Source organism: Hyunsoonleella flava (assembly GCF_004310325.1).
Classification (GTDB): Bacteria; Bacteroidota; Bacteroidia; order Flavobacteriales; family Flavobacteriaceae; genus Jejuia; species Jejuia flava.
In genome coordinates this window covers 1-17,960 of sequence record NZ_SIRT01000010.1, presented here as the reverse complement: position 1 = coordinate 17,960, position 17,960 = coordinate 1, and the positions used below count along the sequence as shown (strand labels likewise).

General features: G+C 35.1%; 14 protein-coding genes. 8 read left to right on the top strand and 6 right to left on the bottom strand.

Annotation, left to right across the window (positions count from 1 at the left end; all coding sequences use genetic code 11):
• The first annotated feature begins 62 nt into the window (after positions 1-62).
• From EYD45_RS11640 to EYD45_RS11630, 3 genes are all read left to right on the top strand, one after another.
• Positions 63-590: an inorganic diphosphatase gene (locus tag EYD45_RS11640; protein ID WP_130964733.1), complete on the top strand. Its 528-nt coding sequence runs from the start codon at positions 63-65 to the stop codon at positions 588-590.
• A gap of 131 nt (positions 591-721) precedes the next feature.
• Positions 722-3,073: a sodium-translocating pyrophosphatase gene (locus EYD45_RS11635; RefSeq protein WP_130964732.1), complete on the top strand. Its 2,352-nt coding sequence runs from the start codon at positions 722-724 to the stop codon at positions 3,071-3,073.
• A gap of 96 nt (positions 3,074-3,169) precedes the next feature.
• The gene (locus EYD45_RS11630) at positions 3,170-4,174 is read left to right on the top strand and encodes an App1 family protein (RefSeq protein WP_130964731.1); all 1,005 of its coding nucleotides are present in this window, start codon (positions 3,170-3,172) and stop codon (positions 4,172-4,174) included.
• 55 nt (positions 4,175-4,229) lie between these two features.
• Here EYD45_RS11630 and EYD45_RS11625 read toward each other — a convergent pair whose 3' ends face one another.
• The 6 genes from EYD45_RS11625 to EYD45_RS11600 form a co-directional block, all read right to left on the bottom strand.
• On the bottom strand, positions 4,230-5,723 hold the full coding sequence (locus tag EYD45_RS11625) for an aminotransferase class V-fold PLP-dependent enzyme (protein WP_130964730.1): 1,494 nt from the start codon (positions 5,721-5,723) through the stop codon (positions 4,230-4,232).
• A gap of 29 nt (positions 5,724-5,752) precedes the next feature.
• On the bottom strand, positions 5,753-7,765 hold the full coding sequence (locus tag EYD45_RS11620; protein ID WP_130964729.1) for a protein-disulfide reductase DsbD family protein: 2,013 nt from the start codon (positions 7,763-7,765) through the stop codon (positions 5,753-5,755).
• A 124-nt stretch (positions 7,766-7,889) separates the two neighbouring features.
• Complete coding sequence (locus EYD45_RS11615; RefSeq protein ID WP_130964728.1) at positions 7,890-8,504, bottom strand: deoxynucleoside kinase; 615 nt, start codon at positions 8,502-8,504, stop codon at positions 7,890-7,892.
• 2 nt (positions 8,505-8,506) lie between these two features.
• On the bottom strand, positions 8,507-9,289 hold the full coding sequence (locus tag EYD45_RS11610; RefSeq protein ID WP_130964727.1) for a hypothetical protein: 783 nt from the start codon (positions 9,287-9,289) through the stop codon (positions 8,507-8,509).
• A gap of 32 nt (positions 9,290-9,321) precedes the next feature.
• A complete protein-coding gene (locus EYD45_RS11605) occupies positions 9,322-10,005 on the bottom strand; it encodes a response regulator transcription factor (RefSeq protein WP_130964726.1) in 684 nt (227 codons plus the stop codon).
• A complete protein-coding gene (locus EYD45_RS11600) occupies positions 9,998-11,551 on the bottom strand; it encodes a sensor histidine kinase (protein WP_130964725.1) in 1,554 nt (517 codons plus the stop codon). The genes EYD45_RS11605 and EYD45_RS11600 overlap by 8 nt, the downstream gene beginning before the upstream one ends.
• A 166-nt stretch (positions 11,552-11,717) precedes the next feature.
• Between EYD45_RS11600 and EYD45_RS11595 the strand changes: the two genes are divergently transcribed.
• The 5 genes from EYD45_RS11595 (at position 11,718) to EYD45_RS11575 (ending at position 17,666) form a co-directional block, all read left to right on the top strand.
• On the top strand, positions 11,718-12,080 hold the full coding sequence (locus EYD45_RS11595; RefSeq protein WP_130964724.1) for a hypothetical protein: 363 nt from the start codon (positions 11,718-11,720) through the stop codon (positions 12,078-12,080).
• Between the two features lie 2 nt (positions 12,081-12,082).
• Complete coding sequence (locus EYD45_RS11590) at positions 12,083-12,907, top strand: GLPGLI family protein (RefSeq protein WP_130964723.1); 825 nt, start codon at positions 12,083-12,085, stop codon at positions 12,905-12,907.
• Positions 12,908-13,020: 113 nt separating this feature from the next.
• On the top strand, positions 13,021-13,854 hold the full coding sequence (locus tag EYD45_RS11585) for a GLPGLI family protein (protein ID WP_130964722.1): 834 nt from the start codon (positions 13,021-13,023) through the stop codon (positions 13,852-13,854).
• A 115-nt stretch (positions 13,855-13,969) separates the two neighbouring features.
• Entirely contained in the window at positions 13,970-14,821 is an 852-nt protein-coding gene (locus EYD45_RS11580) for a GLPGLI family protein (protein ID WP_130964721.1), read from the top strand.
• A gap of 139 nt (positions 14,822-14,960) precedes the next feature.
• A complete protein-coding gene (locus EYD45_RS11575; protein ID WP_130964720.1) occupies positions 14,961-17,666 on the top strand; it encodes a carboxypeptidase regulatory-like domain-containing protein in 2,706 nt (901 codons plus the stop codon).
• The last annotated feature ends 294 nt before the right edge of the window (positions 17,667-17,960 follow it).

The following is a 17,960-nucleotide window of genomic DNA, read 5'->3' as shown; positions in this document are numbered from 1 at the left end:
AGTGCGTTATAAGTTGTTTTCGCCTTAAAGCTTCAGTACCTTTGCTGCCCAAATTTCATACTATGAGTGACAAGAAAAAATTAACTTTTGACGTTTTAATTGAAATACCAAAGGGCAGTAGAAATAAATACGAATATGATTTCGCATTACATAAAATTCGTTTTGATAGAACATTGTTCTCTTCAATGATGTATCCAGGAGACTACGGATTTGTACCTGAAACATTAGCGCTAGATCAAGATCCGCTGGATGTTTTGGTATTATCTACTGAGCCATCATTCCCGATGGTTGTTATGGAAGTAAGACCTATTGGAGTTTTCCACATGACTGATGAAAAAGGACCAGACGAAAAAATAATTTGTGTGCCGGTTTCTGATCCGGTCTGGAGCAAAAGAAGTGATATAGAGCATTTGAACCCGCATAGACTAAAGGAAATAGAACACTTCTTTCAGGTTTATAAAGATTTGGAGGAGAAAAAAGTAGATGTTGGAGGATGGGGAAATGCAGACGAAGCACGTAAGATTTATCACGAATGTGTAAAGCGTTATGAAGAAAGTGAACACAAGAAAAAACGAACCTTTACAATCTAATTGAAAGATTAATAATTTTCAGTAAAAAAACTAAGCTATCTTTAATTAAAGGTAGCTTTTTTTATCACTTTAATTTTCCTATTTTTAGCCCCGTTAAAAAAAAAGAGTAACATAACTAACTAATTAGAAATATGGATTTATTGATTAAAGGATTGCCGGCCTTTGGAGTTTTAGCATTACTATTTGTATTTATCAAAAGTGCATGGGTAAGCAAACAAGACGAAGGAAACGACAAAATGAAAAGGATTGCAAAGAACATTGCAGATGGCGCAATGTCTTTCTTAAAAGCAGAATATAAAATATTAGCCATTTTTGTTGTAGCAGTAGCCATCTTATTATTTTTCAAAGGAAGTAATGAAGAAGGCTCTAACGGAATGGTAGCAGTATCATTTATTATTGGTGCTATTTGTTCTGCATTAGCAGGATTCATAGGCATGAAGGTTGCAACTAAAGCCAATGTAAGAACAACAAGTGCGGCAAGAACGTCTTTAGGAAAAGCCTTAGAAGTGGCGTTTGCAGGTGGTGCAGTAATGGGACTTGGTGTTGTTGGTCTTGGTGTTTTAGGTCTTAGCAGTCTATTCGCTGTTTATAGCGAAATGGGATGGGGTATAAATGAAGTATTAAATGTGCTTTCTGGATTTTCTCTTGGGGCTTCATCTATTGCGTTATTTGCCCGTGTGGGTGGAGGTATTTATACTAAAGCTGCAGATGTAGGCGCCGATTTAGTTGGTAAGGTTGAAGCTGGTATTCCAGAAGATCATCCTTTAAATCCTGCAACTATTGCTGATAATGTTGGTGATAACGTAGGTGATGTTGCTGGTATGGGAGCCGATTTATTTGAGTCTTACGTAGGGTCAATTATAGGTACAATGGTTCTAGGAGCTTTTATCATTACTCCTGATTTTAATGGTTTAGGAGCAGTTTATCTACCAATAGTACTTGCTGCAGTTGGGATTATTATGTCTATTATAGGAACATTCTTTGTAAAAGTAAAAGATGGCGGAAACCCTCAAACGGCATTAAATATTGGTGAATTTGGTTCAGCAGCCTTAATGTTAATAGCATCTTATTTTATTATTGATCTTTTAATTCCTGAAGGTACCGTAGGTTTCGAATATGGTTCTTTAGGCGTGTTTTTTGCTGTAATTGCTGGTTTAATTGCTGGTTTAGCAGTTGGAAAAGTAACAGAATATTACACGGGTACAGGTACAAAACCTGTAAACTCTATTGTAAGACAATCAGAAACGGGAGCAGCTACAAACATTATTGCTGGTTTAGGTGTAGGAATGATGTCTACTATGATTCCTATTCTTTTAATTGCTGCGGCAATTTTGGTGTCTCATCATTTTGCAGGATTATATGGTATTGCTATTGCTGCGGTAGGAATGTTAGCTAATACAGGAATTCAATTGGCAGTGGATGCTTATGGACCAATTTCTGATAATGCTGGTGGAATTGCTGAAATGGCAGAATTAGATCCGGAAGTACGTGAGCGTACAGACAAATTAGATGCAGTTGGTAATACTACGGCTGCAATTGGTAAAGGTTTTGCTATTGCTTCTGCTGCATTAACAGCATTAGCCTTATTTGCTGCATTTATGCAAACTGCAAACGTAACCGCTATTGATGTGTCTAAACCAACAGTTATGGCAGGATTATTAGTAGGTGGTATGTTGCCTTTTGTGTTTTCTGCATTATCGATGAATGCTGTAGGACGTGCTGCAATGGCGATGATTGAAGAGGTTCGTCGTCAATTTAGAGATATTCCTAAATTAAAAGCAGCCTTAGAGGTAATGAGAGCTGTGGATTCTGATATGTCTAAAGCAACTGACGCTCAAAGAAAAATATTTGATGAAGCCGATGGAGTTGCAGAATATGATAAGTGTGTGGCAATTTCTACTAAAGCGTCAATTAAAGAGATGGTATTACCAGGATTATTAGCAATTGCTGTGCCTGTGGCGGTAGGTTTTATTGGAGGAGCCGAAATGTTAGGAGGGCTTCTTGCAGGTGTTACTACTTGTGGGGTGCTTATGGCAATCTTCCAATCTAACGCTGGTGGCGCATGGGATAATGCTAAAAAAATGATAGAGGAGCAAGGCAAAAAAGGAACTGATGCCCATAAAGCTGCGGTGGTTGGTGATACAGTGGGAGATCCGTTTAAAGATACATCTGGGCCTTCATTAAATATCTTGTTGAAATTAATGAGCGTTGTGGCATTGGTAATAGCGCCAAGTATCGCATTATCTGCAGATACCGTAACAGCTTATATTTCTGATGATAATAAAGTAGAACAAGTTGAAATTCAAAAGGAAGTTAAAATAGAGTTGTCTGAAACTGATGAAAATGGTGTTTTAGAAGCTGTAGTTACTACAGTAAAAACAGAAAATGGAAAGGAGTCTACCACCTATGAAACAATTACTGGTACAAAATCTGAAGTTGAAGCTAAACTAAAAGCTTTGAAAGAAGCAGAGAATGCCTCATAAAATTTAGAATAACTAAACTAAATAAGCTAACATTAATTGTTAATCAGAGCCACGTTTTACGTGGCTTTTTTTATTTTACATGAAAGAAAGTAAACTATGTTTAAAAAAGACCCACTTCAAATTATAGCATTTCTAACCTATGGAACATCTAGCCACTTATATTTAAGAGGTAGGGCATTAGAAGATGAGAACATTAATTTAGAAGCCAAAGGCACTTTTAGATTATTGGTAAATGCATGGAAACGTTTTGAGACCGATGAACTTAAAAATGCTGAACTTAAAGTAAAGATAGGTGCAGACAAGCATTTTTATACCAAAACTGATAATGATGGCTATTTTCTCTTAGATGAAAAGGTAGAAGGACTTTCTAATTATGCAAATGATGAAGGCTGGGTTAAAATAGAAGCGTCTTATTGTGAGGAAAAGTTGAAAAGAAATATACAATCTGATAACAGGTTTCCGGGAGAAATGCTCATCCCATCACCTTCTGCTTCCTTCGGGGTAGTTAGCGATATAGATGATACTATTTTGCACACGGGTTTGGTGTCTACTTTAAAATGGAGAGCTCTTATAAACACAATTTTTACTTCTGCTGGTAAACGATTACCTCTAGAAGGTGCGCCAGAGTTTTATCATATGTTACATCAAGGGAAAAGTGGAGATGATGCTAATCCAATTTTTTATGTGAGTCATAGCCCATGGAACTTATATCGTTATTTAGAGTTTTTCCTTAAAAAGAATAACTTTCCGAAAGGCCCAATTATTCTAAGAAATTTTCCAACGCCATTTAATAGAAAATCTAAGGACGAAAAACCCCAAAAGCAAAAAGAGATATTGAATATTTTAAAAACTTACCCCAAGCTTAAATTTATTTTAATTGGTGATAGTGGCGAGCATGATCCAGATATTTATATAGAAATTGCAGAAGCATACCCCTCTCAGGTTTTGGCTATTTACTTAAGGAGCGTTAAACATAAAAAGAAAATGGAACGTGTTAGAGGTTTGTTTGAATCCTATAAAACCACACCAGTCTTATTGGTAGAAAGTAGTGAGCAAGCTATTGCACATGCTAAGGAAAATGGATTTATCCGTATGTCTTAGTTTAAGTCTGTTGAGGTTAATATGTAGATACACTAATTCACCAAACTTCTACTTATCAAAGTTCAAACCAGTGTTTGGTAATTGCCTTTTCGGTATTTGGGATGCTCATATGGATAAACTCATTTTTAACTGCGTTATACTTATAATCTTTTCCCCATGTTTCAAAATTTTGTGAAACTTGCTCTATGGCATCACAAATAAAATGAATATCTTCATTTGTCATTGTAGGATGTATGGACATTCTTATCCAGCCGGGGCGTTCAATTAAACAACCTTCCAATATTTTTTCTTCAATCGATCTGGAAGTATTCTGATCCACATTCAATAAATAATGTCCATAAGTGCCAGCACAAGAACAGCCTCCACGTGTTTGTATGCCAAACCTATCATTTAGTAATTTAACGATAAGATTATAATGCACGTCATCAATATAAAATGAAAATACACCAAGTCTATCCTTATGTTCGGGTGCTAGTATCTTTAAATTTTCAATTTTAGAAAGTCTGTCAAAAACAATAGTGTTTAACTCATGCTCTCTATTTAAAATGTTTTGTACGCCCATTTCTTCTTTTAGCTTTATAGAAAGTGCTATTCTTATGGCTTGTAAAAAACCTGGTGTGCCGCCATCTTCTCGGGTTTCAATATCATCAATATAGTCATGGTCTCCCCAAGGATTTGTGTAACTTACTGTGCCACCACCCGGATTGTCGGGCACTAAATTCTTATAAAGCTTTTTATTAAAAATTAAAATACCGGATGATCCTGGACCACCAAGAAATTTGTGGGGAGAAAAGGTTATAGCATCTAGATAGGAGTACTCGTCGTCTGGATGCATGTCTATGTTTACATAGGGTGCAGAACAAGCAAAATCTACAAAACAAAGGCCATTATTTTGATGCATCACTTTTGCAACGTCATGGTAGTTAGTTCGTATACCAGTTACATTAGAGCATCCAGTAATTGCTGCAATTTTAATAGGAACGTCCTTATGTGCTTCTAATAGTTTTTCAAGTTTTATCAAACATGGCAAGCCGTCTGTGTTTGACGGGATTACCTTCACATTTGCAATAGTCTCCAACCATGAGGTTTGATTGGAATGATGTTCCATATGGGACACAAAAATCAATGGTCTTTTTTCTTTAGGAACTTTTGTGTTTTCCTTTAAGTTTTCACATAATTTAAGCCCGAGAATTCGCTGAAATTTGTTGATGGCACCTGTCATTCCTGTACCAACGGTTATTAAAACATCATCTTTCGAAGCATTTACGTGTTGCTTTATTATTTGTCTGGCATCGTGATAGGCGTGTGTCATCACGCTACCTGTAATCGAGGTTTCGGTGTGGGTGTTCGCCACGAAAACACCAATACTGTTACTGATTTTTTCTTCGATGGGTTTATAGAGCCTTCCGCTTGCCGTCCAGTCGGCATATATTATTTTTTTTCTACCATAGGGCGATTCAAAATAGGAGTCTATACCGATTATGTTGTTTCGGTACTTTTTGAAGTATGACTCAAGATGTGTGGTCTTTTCTTTTTTAAGGTTAATCATACTTGTGGTTTTTTTGAATGAAATAGCATTTATTGATTAAAAACCTCTAAACCACATTCTAAAAACGCTGCATATTCCTTTTCATTTGGAGTATAAGGCACTGGGGTGTTGAGCATCTTCTTCCCATCGGCATCTAAAAGTACATAGTACGGTTGGGAATTTGACTGGAAAAATTCGGTTTGAAAATGAGCCCATTTATGTCCGTAATTTTCAAGTTTTCTTGTACCTCCATCAACACGCTTCACATATATTTTTTCTTCTTCGGGCAGTTCTTTTTTATCATCAACATACAATGAAATCAAAACGTAATCATTTCTTAGATAGTTATCAATGGTATTCTCTGGCCAAACGTGCTCTTCCATTTTTCTACAGTTTACACATGCTAAACCAGTGAAATCTATGATAACAGGCTTGTTCGCTTTTTTAGCATAAGCCAAGCCTTCTTTTAAATCTTTAAAACAATCTAGGTTATTAGGACAATCATTAGGATATAAAAAACTGTACCCAACAGGAGGAGCTAAACCACTTAAAAGTGTAAGTGATGTAAATGTATTGGTTTGTTTATTTACTCTAAAGCCCGAGGCTAAATAAATAACGAATGAGGCCACCAAGATTCCTCCAGCAATTCTAGAAAAGGATAACTTTTTTATGGGCGAATCGTGCGGAAATTTTATTTTACCGAAAAGATATAAAGCTAATCCTGCAAATATGATAATCCATAGAATTAGGAACGGTTCAATTTTTAAGATATTCCAGTGTGCCACTAAATCAGCATTAGATAAAAACTTAAATGCCAATGCCAGTTCTAAAAACCCTAAAATTACTTTTGTGGTATTGAGCCATCCACCAGATTTTGGTAGTGCGTTCATCATGTTTGGAAACATTGCAAATAAGGCAAAAGGTAAACCTAAGGACACGCCAAACCCAGCCATTCCTGAGGTAAGTTGCCATGCGCCACCATCGGCAGTAAGAGATCCAGCCAGTAGTGAACCTAAAATTGGCCCTGTACATGAAAATGAAACAATGGCGAGTGTTAACGCCATAAAAAATACACCAACTAAGCCTCCAGAACTCTCACCTTCTGTTGTTCTTGTTGTCCAACTGGATGGTAATGTCAATTCGTAGTACCCAAAAAAAGAAAAGGCAAAAAACACAAATATTAAGAAGAAAATGATATTTAGCCAAACGTTGGTTGAAATCTCATTTAAAATATCGGGATTTACTGAATCCAGCAAATGGAAGGGTGCACTAAGTAGTATATATACAGCAAAAATAAAGAAGCCATAAAGTAATGCTTTGGACACACCAGACTTATTATTTTGGTTACTGCTCTTGGTAAAAAAACTCACTGTTAAGGGAATCATAGGGAAAACACAAGGCGTTAATAAAGCCAATAAACCGCCCAAAAAGCCTAAACCAAAAATACGCCATAACGAGCTGTTGCTAGATGATACACTTAAATTTACTGCCTCGTTTCCACATGAAGCAGTTGGCTTTACAATGTCATCTGAAGACATGCCATATAATAATTCGTTTGTTTTCTTGGTGTCTATTTCAATATGTTCATTTGTGTTTTTTTCAGATCCTTTAGCAGATTCATAAAGGATGAAAACCAATTCGAAATCTGTAGGTGGTGTACATTTTTCATCATCACAGGCCATGAATAGCACGGATCCGGTTATTTTATCAACCGTATTAATAAGTTGCACTTTCTGCTCAAATATAGCCGTATCTTCGAAATACTTAATTTCCATTTCAAACACTGCATCATTAACAGTGATGCCTTCTTCTTCAGAAGTCTCTCCTAAAAGTTTATAGTCTTTACTGTCATTATTATATGTAAACTCAGTTGGAATTGGGCCACCTTCTGGTATGTTTTGGGCGTAGAGATGAGAGCCTTTATCAACTGTAGCAATGGAAATTAATTTGTATTCTGAGTCTGAAATTTTCTCAACTTTTGTTTCCCATTTCACGGGATTATACATCTGGGAAAACCCTAAACTAGAAAACAATATTAAAAGTAGAAATAGTATTTGTTTCATCTTTATATTTTAAGTACAAGTAGGTTAGGCGATTTAATTAACATCGCATTACAAAATAACATTATTGAAGACTAAATGGTATTCTTTTTAATAGACTTTTAACTAAGGATTTTAAGAATGACTTCTAAAATAATCCGTTAATTTCAGCATCAATGGTATTGATAACATGACCTAAGTCTTCTGGGTTGTCTACAAAATTAAGATTATCAACGTCCATAATCAATAATTTGCCTTTGTCATACCCATGAATCCAAGCTTCGTAACGCTCGTTTAATCTGCTTAAATAATCGATGCTGATAGAATTTTCGTAATCACGACCACGTTTATGGATTTGTGATACTAAATTAGGGATAGAACTGCGTAAATAAATTAATAAATCTGGACCTTTAACCAAAGATTCCATTAAATCAAATAAAGTGCTATAGTTGTTAAAATCTCTATTGGTCATCAAGCCCATGGCGTGTAAGTTGGGCGCAAAAATATGAGCATCCTCATAAATTGTTCTATCCTGAATGATGTCCTTGCCACTTTCACGAATTTGCAATACTTGACGAAAACGGCTATTTAAAAAGTAAACCTGTAAATTGAAACTCCAACGCTCCATTTGATTATAGAAATCATCTAAATAAGGATTGTCTACAACATCTTCCAATTGTGCTTCCCATTTATAGTGTTTTGCGAGTAATTTGGTAAGCGTTGTTTTTCCAGCGCCAATGTTTCCAGCAACAGCAATATGCATAGTTAATTTATTTTTATTTGGAATTCTTGGAGAGTTTCAAAGTTGTAAATATACAAGGTTTCATTGGTTACAAAAAACTGAGGAATCAAAATGTTATCAGTTTTCACGGATACAACTTTATTTGAATCTGAACCTAGATAGAATAAATCATCATCTTTTTTAAGAAATACAGCTTCATTGTTTTCCTGTAAACTAGTATAGCCGTTATTCTTGATTTTCCGCACCAAACTCCCAAAATAGTTATAGATTAGAAGTTCATCTTCAGTTAATAGATACGCATAATTGTAGTTGCTTTTTAAATCTAAAATAGGGCTATCAATAGGTTTAAGTGTTTGGGCTTTTGTTGTTATGGTCTTGTAATCAAAAACCTCAAGAAGCTGGGTGTCTTGGTTAAATAGCCAGATGGTATTATCATAACCTGTAGAAATGTGCGAAACATTTTTGTAATTATTAATCGAATTAAAATCAACCTTGAAGATTTCAGCCAAACGATTATCTAAAATAATTACCGTGTTTAATTCTTGATAGAATAGATTTATTTTTAAAGGGTTAAAGCTATTAGCAGATGTTAATTTACCCAACTGCAAATTATTATAGCTAATGGTTGTGTCTTTGTTTTTCTTATAAATGGTGCTTTCTTTTAGGTAGAAAATAGTGCCAAAATTGTCAACGCCGATAACGCTATCTGCCCGTAGCTCTGAAGTGCTGAGAGAATGAATTTCAATAGATTCTTGAGCACCTAAAGATAAACACAAGACTAACGTTATTATTTGAATAATTTTCATGCAGTTTGAAAAATACAAAAATCAAACCACTTTTAGCAGATTAACTTGTAGCCATAGCCTCGAACATTAATAATTTCAATATTCGTATCCTTTTTAAGTTTTTTTCTCAGCTTTGTAATGAAAACATCCATACTTCTAGCGCTAAAAAAATCATCAGTGCCCCATAATTTATTCAATATTAAAGAGCGGTCTAAAACCTTGTTTTTGTTTTTAATCAGGTGGAATAATAAATGTGCTTCTCGATGCGTAAGTTGTACTTTGTTTTCAGACTTATATTGAAGCGTTTGTTTTGGGAAGTTGAATATAAAATCACTTAATTCTATAATTTCCGATTGTTGTTGCTCCTTGGTACGATTTAGAAGGTTATTGATACGAACTATAAGTTCTTCCATACTAAATGGTTTTTTCAAATAATCATTACCGCCTATAGTAAAACCTTCAACAACGTCCTGCGTTTGCGATTTTGCCGTTAGAAAAATAATAGGAATGGTGTCATCAATTTTTCGAATATCTTTTGCTAAAGTGAATCCATCTTTTTTTGGCATCATCACATCAAGCACCAAAAGTTCAGGTGAGACTTCATGATACTTTCTCAAAGCCTTTTCACCATCTTCACAAAGCGTAACATCGAAATGTCTAGTTTCTAAACTTTCTTTAATTATTTGTCCCAAAGCAGGTTCGTCCTCAGCTAATAGTAATTTAATAGCATTATCCATGTAGTAAGTTGATTTTAAATGTTGTCAAATTATTGCTTAGATCTAGAGCAATAGTGCCATTGTGCTTATTCACAATAGTTTTTGTGTAGTACAAACCTATACCATAACCTTTTACATCGTGGGTGTTGCCTTTTGGTATGCGATAAAACTTTTCGAAAATACGTTGTCTATTTTCTTTTTTTAAGGAATTCCCATTATCGGAAATATTAATTTCTATACCATTTTTTGAGTGCTTTAAATCTACTGAAATTACCTCTCCTCCGTATTTTACAGCGTTGTCTAAAATATTATTTATGGCATTTTCAAAATGAAAAGCATCGGCAGTTATCATAAGGCTTTCACTATCAAGACTAAGTTTGAAATTTTTATCCTGATGTTGCGTTTTGTAACGGTTAACGAGTGTGTCCAATAGAAGTGCTACATCCAAAGGTTCTTTGTTGAACTTTAAAGATTCACTATCCAGTGTAGCCGTTTCCAATAATTTTTCAACCATTACATTAAGCTTTGACAGCTGTCCGGTAGACATGTCTATATACTGTTTGGTTTTCTGTTTGTCCTCAATAACATTAAAGTTGTTAATGCTTTCCAGAGCAACACCTATTGTAGCAATAGGCGTTTTAAATTCATGCGTAATATTGCTGATTAAATCGTTTTTCACTTCGGCCAATTGTTTTTGCTCCTTAATTATTTTCAACAGGAAAAACAGGCAACTAATAACCGCTAACACCAATAAGGTAGAAATTAAAATAGCACTAATACCTTTTTTAAAAGCTACCCAATTGGCATTTTCAAAATGTACACTTAAAGTACTGCCTTTAGGTAAAAATGTGGATTTTGAAGCAACATTTAAAAGTTTAGGATTCACAGAAATGGAATCTGTTTTTTGTTTCTTTACGTTTTCTTTTGAACTGAAAAAATCGGGGAATTGCTGTTTTGGCTTATTGTAGTTTAGGCTGTAATCTAAATTAATTTTCTTGTCAGCCAAGTTAAGTTGTAAAAGACTATCCACTTTTTTAACGTCAAGCGTATCGTTGTTGATGGAAATAAAAACTTTTGAAGTCAATAGCTCAAAATTCTTCCCAATGCGCATGCTATCGTCTTCAATAATATGTAATCTTTGGTGTTTTTTAGTAGAATCTTTTTTCCAAAACGGAAACTTATTTTCTTTGGTTTTCAAAGGTAAGGAGTCTCCTTTTAATCCCCGAATAATAGTGACACCATCAATTGCATTTAGCTGTAAGGAGTCTAACCCTTTGAAGGTACTGTTGTTTTTATCTATGGATTTTGATATGTTTTCGAGTATGCCCCCTTCTTTAAAAACATCCTTTTGGCGATTACCTTCAAACCTTAATCCAAGTGTTGTTTTTTGAGCTAATTGGGCGTAATAATCATCTACAACTTTATCCAAACTGGTTTGTACATCAGCAATTAATTGCTGCTTATTTGATTGGTAGTTTTTGTAGTTCCAATACCCTTGAATCCCAATAGTAGCTATAATTACAGCAACAATTATGTAAAGCGTGTATTGATATCTTTTATCGTTCATACTTCAAAAGTAAAGGGAAAAACCCTTAAAAACTAATCGGTTAACACACGTTAACACTGGTTAACTTTTTAATCGGGATTTGGGTTGGATATTTGTACCACATCAATCAAAAAACGACTGCAGTTGTGTTTTTAAAAATCGAATATTAATCTTAAAAAATCAAAAAATGAAAAATTTAGTTACCATGTTATTTCTAATTTGTGTGTGTTCAATTTCAGCGCAAACCAAAATGGATGAAGAGGTTTCAAAAACAATTGTTAAGTTTGAAAATCTTGATATTTCTGTTACAGTAAATTCCTTAGATGATATCAAATCCACGCTTGATGTCAATGATATTAAAGCTATTTTAGCAGACGTTGATGATAATGAATCTTTAAGTTTTGCAATGACGTGCAAAGATGAAACTGAAGGCTCAAACGGTTATGTTACTTACAAAGTAAAGGGTGATACTGACGATATTGATAGTTTTATTAAAAGTGTTAAGGTGATTAAAAAATCAGCAATTAAGTATTATAAAAACAAAGTATAGTAATGAAGACTTTAGTAAAGATTTTAGTAGTAGCTACTTGTGTTCTAATTTCCAAATTACAAGCACAAGACTTTCAGGGCGTAGCCACCTATAAATCGCACCGAAAGGTAGATTTGAAAATGGATGAAAGCAAGATAAGTTCCGAACAGCAAAAAAGTATCCAAGCGCAGTTGAAGAAGCAGTTTCAAAGAGAGTATACGCTGGAGTTTAGCAAATATGAATCGGTTTATAAGCAGGAGGAAAAATTGGATGCGCCTCAACCGGTAAGCTCGGGTATCAATATAAAGGTTGTGCAGGGTGCTGATGTGATGTACAAAAATGTTAAAGAGCACAGGTACACAAATAAAACTGAAATCTATGGAAAGCGGTTTCTTATAAAGGATTCCTTGACCAATAGAAAGTGGGAACTCGTCAATGAAACTAAGAATATTGGTGAGTATACGTGTTACAAAGCGATATTTAAGGATGAAATTACAAGTAGAACGATAAACGAGCAAGGAGAGTTTACCACGGTAACCAGACCAAGAATAACAACGGTGTGGTATACGCCACAAATTCCAGTTAGCAACGGGCCTTCTGATTATTTTGGTCTTCCTGGTTTAATTTTAGAGGTGAATGATGGCAAACTTACCTTAGTTTGTACAAGAATTGTAATAAGTCCGGAGCAGCCTGTAGAAATTGTTGAACCCCAGAAGGGAAAAGAAGTCTCTCAAAAAGAGTTTGATGAGATTAGAGACAAGAAAATGGAAGAGATGATGGAACAGTTCAGGTCAACAAATAGAGGGCGTAGTGATGGTAATCGTGTAATGATTAGGGTGGGCGGATAGTGAAAAATGATGTTGGTTTTCTGATAGTAAATGTTAGGAATATGTTACAGTCTGATTATTTTGTTTAATAATTGTGTATATTTGTTAAACAATTTATCAAAAACCAATTCATTATGAAATCTATCGTTACTTCCTCCATAGTTTTTTGCCTCAGTCTTTTTTTGTCCTTTTCAGGATTCTCGCAAGAGTTTCAAGGTAAGGCAGAGTATGTATACAAGGCCCAAATGAATTTAGGACGCTGGGGTGCAAAAATGAGTGAAGCTCAAAAAAAACAAATCGCTGCGCGTTTAAAAAACCGTTTGGAAAAAAAATATATCCTAACCTTTAATAAAGAAGCTTCGGTTTACAACGAATATGAAAAGTTAGATGCTATGTCTGGAGCAACAGATTCTTGGGGAAAAAATTTTACACCTGGTGAGCAATACAAAAATGTAAAGACAAATGCTTTTGTTCAGGATCAAGAGTTCTATGGTAAAAAGTTTTTAATAAAGGATAGTTTGTTGAAAATAGATTGGAAAATGGGCACGGAAACCAAACAAATTGGAAACTATACATGCTTTAAAGCTACGGCAATGATACCAAATTCTCAAATGGCATTTTGGGAATTCTCATGGAGCCAAATGCGTCAGGAACAAGCCGAAAGTGAAGAAAGCGGCGAAGCAAAAGAAGAACCTATGACTGAGGTAGTGGCTTGGTATACCACACAAATTCCTGTAAGTCAAGGACCTTCGGAGTTTTGGGGGCTGCCAGGATTAATATTAGAAGTAAGCTCTGGTTCTACAACCATGTTATGTTCTAAAATAGTTATGAATCCCGAAGAAAAAACGGAGGTAGAAGCGCCAAAACGAGGTACTGAGGTAACAAAAGAAGAGTATAGGGAGATCATCTTTAAAAAAATGAAAGAGTTTAGAGATAATAGAGTAGGCAGAAGGTATAGTCGATCTTAGTCAAATTTAACATATCTTTAATAGTTAGGGTTTAAACGAAGTGATGTTAACAGAGTCTAATGAGTGTCCAAAAAGTTGGTTCGGACTATCAAATTTATCAATTTAAAATTTCATTATGACTTCTATTAGCCTTCAACGACTATGTCTATTCGTTTTTCTATTTTCAACTATTTTTTCAAACAGTCAAGAATTTCAAGGTAAAGCCTTTTACATGTCTAAAACCTCTGTGGACATGAGTAACTTTGGGCGACCAAACATGACCGAGGAGCAGCGCAAGCGTATGGAAGATCGTTTAAAAACCATGTTCCAGAAAACATTTGTTTTAACTTTCAACAGAACAGAATCGGTTTACAAACTAGAAGAAAAACTTGAAGCGCCCGGACAAAGAGGCGGAAGGTTTACTGCTATAATGGGAGGTGCAGTTGATGGCGTTAAATACAAAAATGTTAAAGATAAGGCGCTACTGAATGAACTAGAACTCTTTGGAAAGCTATTTTTAGTGAAAGAGGATTTGCCAAAACTAGAGTGGAAAATTACAGGTGAGACAAAACAAATAGGTGGTTATACGTGCAACAAGGCAACGGCAATTAAAACTTGGAAAGATTTTGATCTAACGGCTTTAAGAAGACAACCTGCTAGAGAGGAAAACGAAGAGAATAATGAAACAGTGGAGGAAGAGGAACAGCCAAAGATAGAAGTTACAGCGTGGTATACCATGCAAATTCCGGTGAACCAAGGCCCAGGGGATTATTGGGGCTTACCAGGTTTAATTTTAGAAGTTAACACAGATGACACTACCATTTTATGTTCAAAAATTATATTGAATCCAGAAGATAAAGCAACCATAAAAAGACCTACTAAGGGTAAAGTTGTTAGCAAAGAAGAATATGTTGAAATCGCTACCCAAAAGTTTCAAGAAATGCGTGAAAACTTTAGAAGAGGTGGGCAACGGGGAGGAAGAGGCTAACATCGTAATATTAACCAAAAGAAAATGAAACGAACGTGATTTTTTTCATTCTAAATTTTAGACAAGAATGATATAAGATTCGCATGAGTTATTGAACGTATTCAATTTTTTTTGAGCGTTCAGAAAAAAAATTTAACCGATGAAAATAAAACTAACCATATTATTAGCCTTTGTAATGTCAATGGGCTATTCACAAATTAAGTTACAAGGTGTTGTAAAAGATAGTATCGGCACGCCACTAGAACTGGCAAATGTTGTGGCCATCAATCAAGAAACTAGTGCTTTGGAGTCTTATGGCATCACCAACGATAAAGGTAAATTCATTCTTAGTTTAAGTAAAAATTCAACGTATAAACTACAAGTGAGCTACATCGGGATGAAAACCTATGAGGAAATTCTAAAAACTACAACGGAAAATATTGATAAAACCATAAACATGGTTTCTGATAATGCTTTGGATGCTGTTGAGCTAACGTATGAAATGCCGGTAACCATAAGTGGCGATACCTTAATCTATAATGCTGATTCTTTTAAAAACGGTACAGAGCGAAAACTGGAGGATATTCTCGAAAAGCTCCCTGGTGTTGAGGTAAATGATGAAGGGCAAATTGAAGTTGAGGGTCAGCGCGTATCAAAAGTAATGGTAGATGGTAAAGATTTTTTTGATGGCGATTCTAAATTGGCCACTAAAAATATTCCGTCAAATGCTGTAGATAAAGTACAAGTATTAAAAAATTATGCTGAGGTTGGGCAATTAAGTAGCGTTACCAACAATCAGGATAATTATGCGATAAACATCAAGCTAAAAGAAGGTAAAAAGAATTTCTGGTTTGGAAATGTAACAGTTGGCGGCGGTTCGTCACCAGATGACGAATTATATTTGGTACAACCAAAGTTGTTTTATTACAGCCCAAAGTACAGTATCAATTTAATAGGTGATTTGAACAATACTGGCGAACCCGCATTGACGCGGCGCGATTTACGTGGTTTTGGCGGTGGTTTTAGGCCACCCAGTAGAGATAGCGGTACCAGCTTGAATTTGGGGAATAACGATTTAGGTTTTTTAGCAACCCAAAATAATCGCGCGCAAAATATTGAGAATACATTGGCCTCAGGTAATTTTAGCTATTCGCCAAATAAAGCTTTAGATATAAGCGGTTTTGGGATATTTAATAGTAGTACGGTAGATATTCGTCAAATACGAAACATACAATATACCAATCCCAACTTTAGTATTCCTGACGATAAAACAGATCAAAATGTAACGCAACAATCTGATATAGGTTTGTTAAAGCTAAGCGGTTCCTATAAACCAAATGTAAATAATCAAATGGATTATGATGTGTTAGGTCGTGTTAGTAAAGAATCCCAAGAACAAAATTTGGTCTCTTTTGTACTAGGAAATACGGATCAATTTGAAGACAATACACCTTATAGCATTAATCAAAATTTGAATTATTACTACACGCTAAATGATACCAACATTTTTGCTTTTGAGGTGCAGCATTTATTACAGGATGAAGACCCATTCTATAACGCAATTTTAGAAGATAAAGATAGCTATGAAAATACAGCGGATGGCTTAGGTTTAGATCCCGACCAGATAGGATATAATATAAACCAAACCAGACGCGTAAAAACCAATCAGTTGGATGCAAAGTTGGATTATTGGAATATCTTAAACGATAAAAGCAATATCAATTTTACGCTGGGAGCCATAACCAGCAGACAAGATTTTAATTCTGAATTATTTCAAATATTAGATGATGATACAGAGTTTGATCCTACACCAACATTCAACAATGGTTTAGATGTAAATGATATTAGGTATAGCTTTAGCGACTACTATTTAGGGGTAAAATATACATTGAAGGCGGGTATTTTTACATTTACACCAGGGCTTTCTGCGCATGCATATAGATATGGGAATGATCAATTTGGAGAAGAATTTCAAGATAATTTTGGTTTAGTCCTTCCTAGTTTTGAAACACGAATGCAGTTTAAAAAGAGCGAAAGTTTAACGCTGCGATACAATATGCGTAATCAGTTTACCGATGTTACACGATTGGCGAGTGGGATTGTGCTTAACGGTTTTAACAGCATACAAGTGGGTAATCCAGAGCTAGAAAATGCAGTATCGAATAACATCAGTTTAATTTACCGCAGCTTTAATTTATTTAACTATACCAATGTATTTGCGGTGATAAATTATAGCAATGCTATAGATCAAATAAGGTCTAGAGCCAATTTTGAAAGTGTAGTACGCACAAGCGAGTTTTTTAATTCTGGTTTTACCGATGAAAGTGTTACGGCTTTTGGGCGTTTTCAACGCACCTTTGGAAAGTTGAGGGCAAGTATTAATACAAGGTTTAATTACAGCAAGTTTAATCAGTTTATACAAGGAGAGCGTTCTATCAACGAGAACTTTACCCAGTCTTACACGCCAGAATTAAGAACGAACTTTAGAGAAGCACCAAATTTTGAAATCTCTTACCGTTATGCCGTCAATAGAAACCAACAAGGAGGTAGAACCACTACATTTACAACCAATGCACCATCCATTGAGTTTGATGCCTATATCTGGAAGAAGTTTACGTTTTTAACGGACTATTCCTATACACGCCAAAGTAACCCTAATGGTTCGCCACAAGAGTTTGAAATTTGGAATGCGTCGTTGTCCTACAGAAAGGATAGAGATGCCAAATGGGAATATACACTTAAGGCTACCAACCTATTAAACGCTACCTCATTGATACAAAACGGCAATAATAATGTCTCTGTGTTTGCTTCAGAATATTTTATACAGCCACGGTTTGTAACTTTTAGGTTGCGGTATGAGATTTAGAAGGTTCGCTTATTGTTGAGATATGGTCGCATTCTAATGAACTATATCGTTCGATAAGCGAAGGTAGACGAAAATTTTTACAAAATCAAGTCACCTCTAACAAAAAATAAGACCACTGTTTAAGTGATCTTTTTAAAGCTATAATAAGAGGATTAACCTAGTCTCTCAATATATGGATTACATTGACCATGTACCAGTTAAAGTATCAGTTCCATTTGTAGCAACAAGAGAACCGTCAGAATTAAACGAGAAATTATATCCTGTAAAATCTGATGTCTCATTTTCTCCAGAATC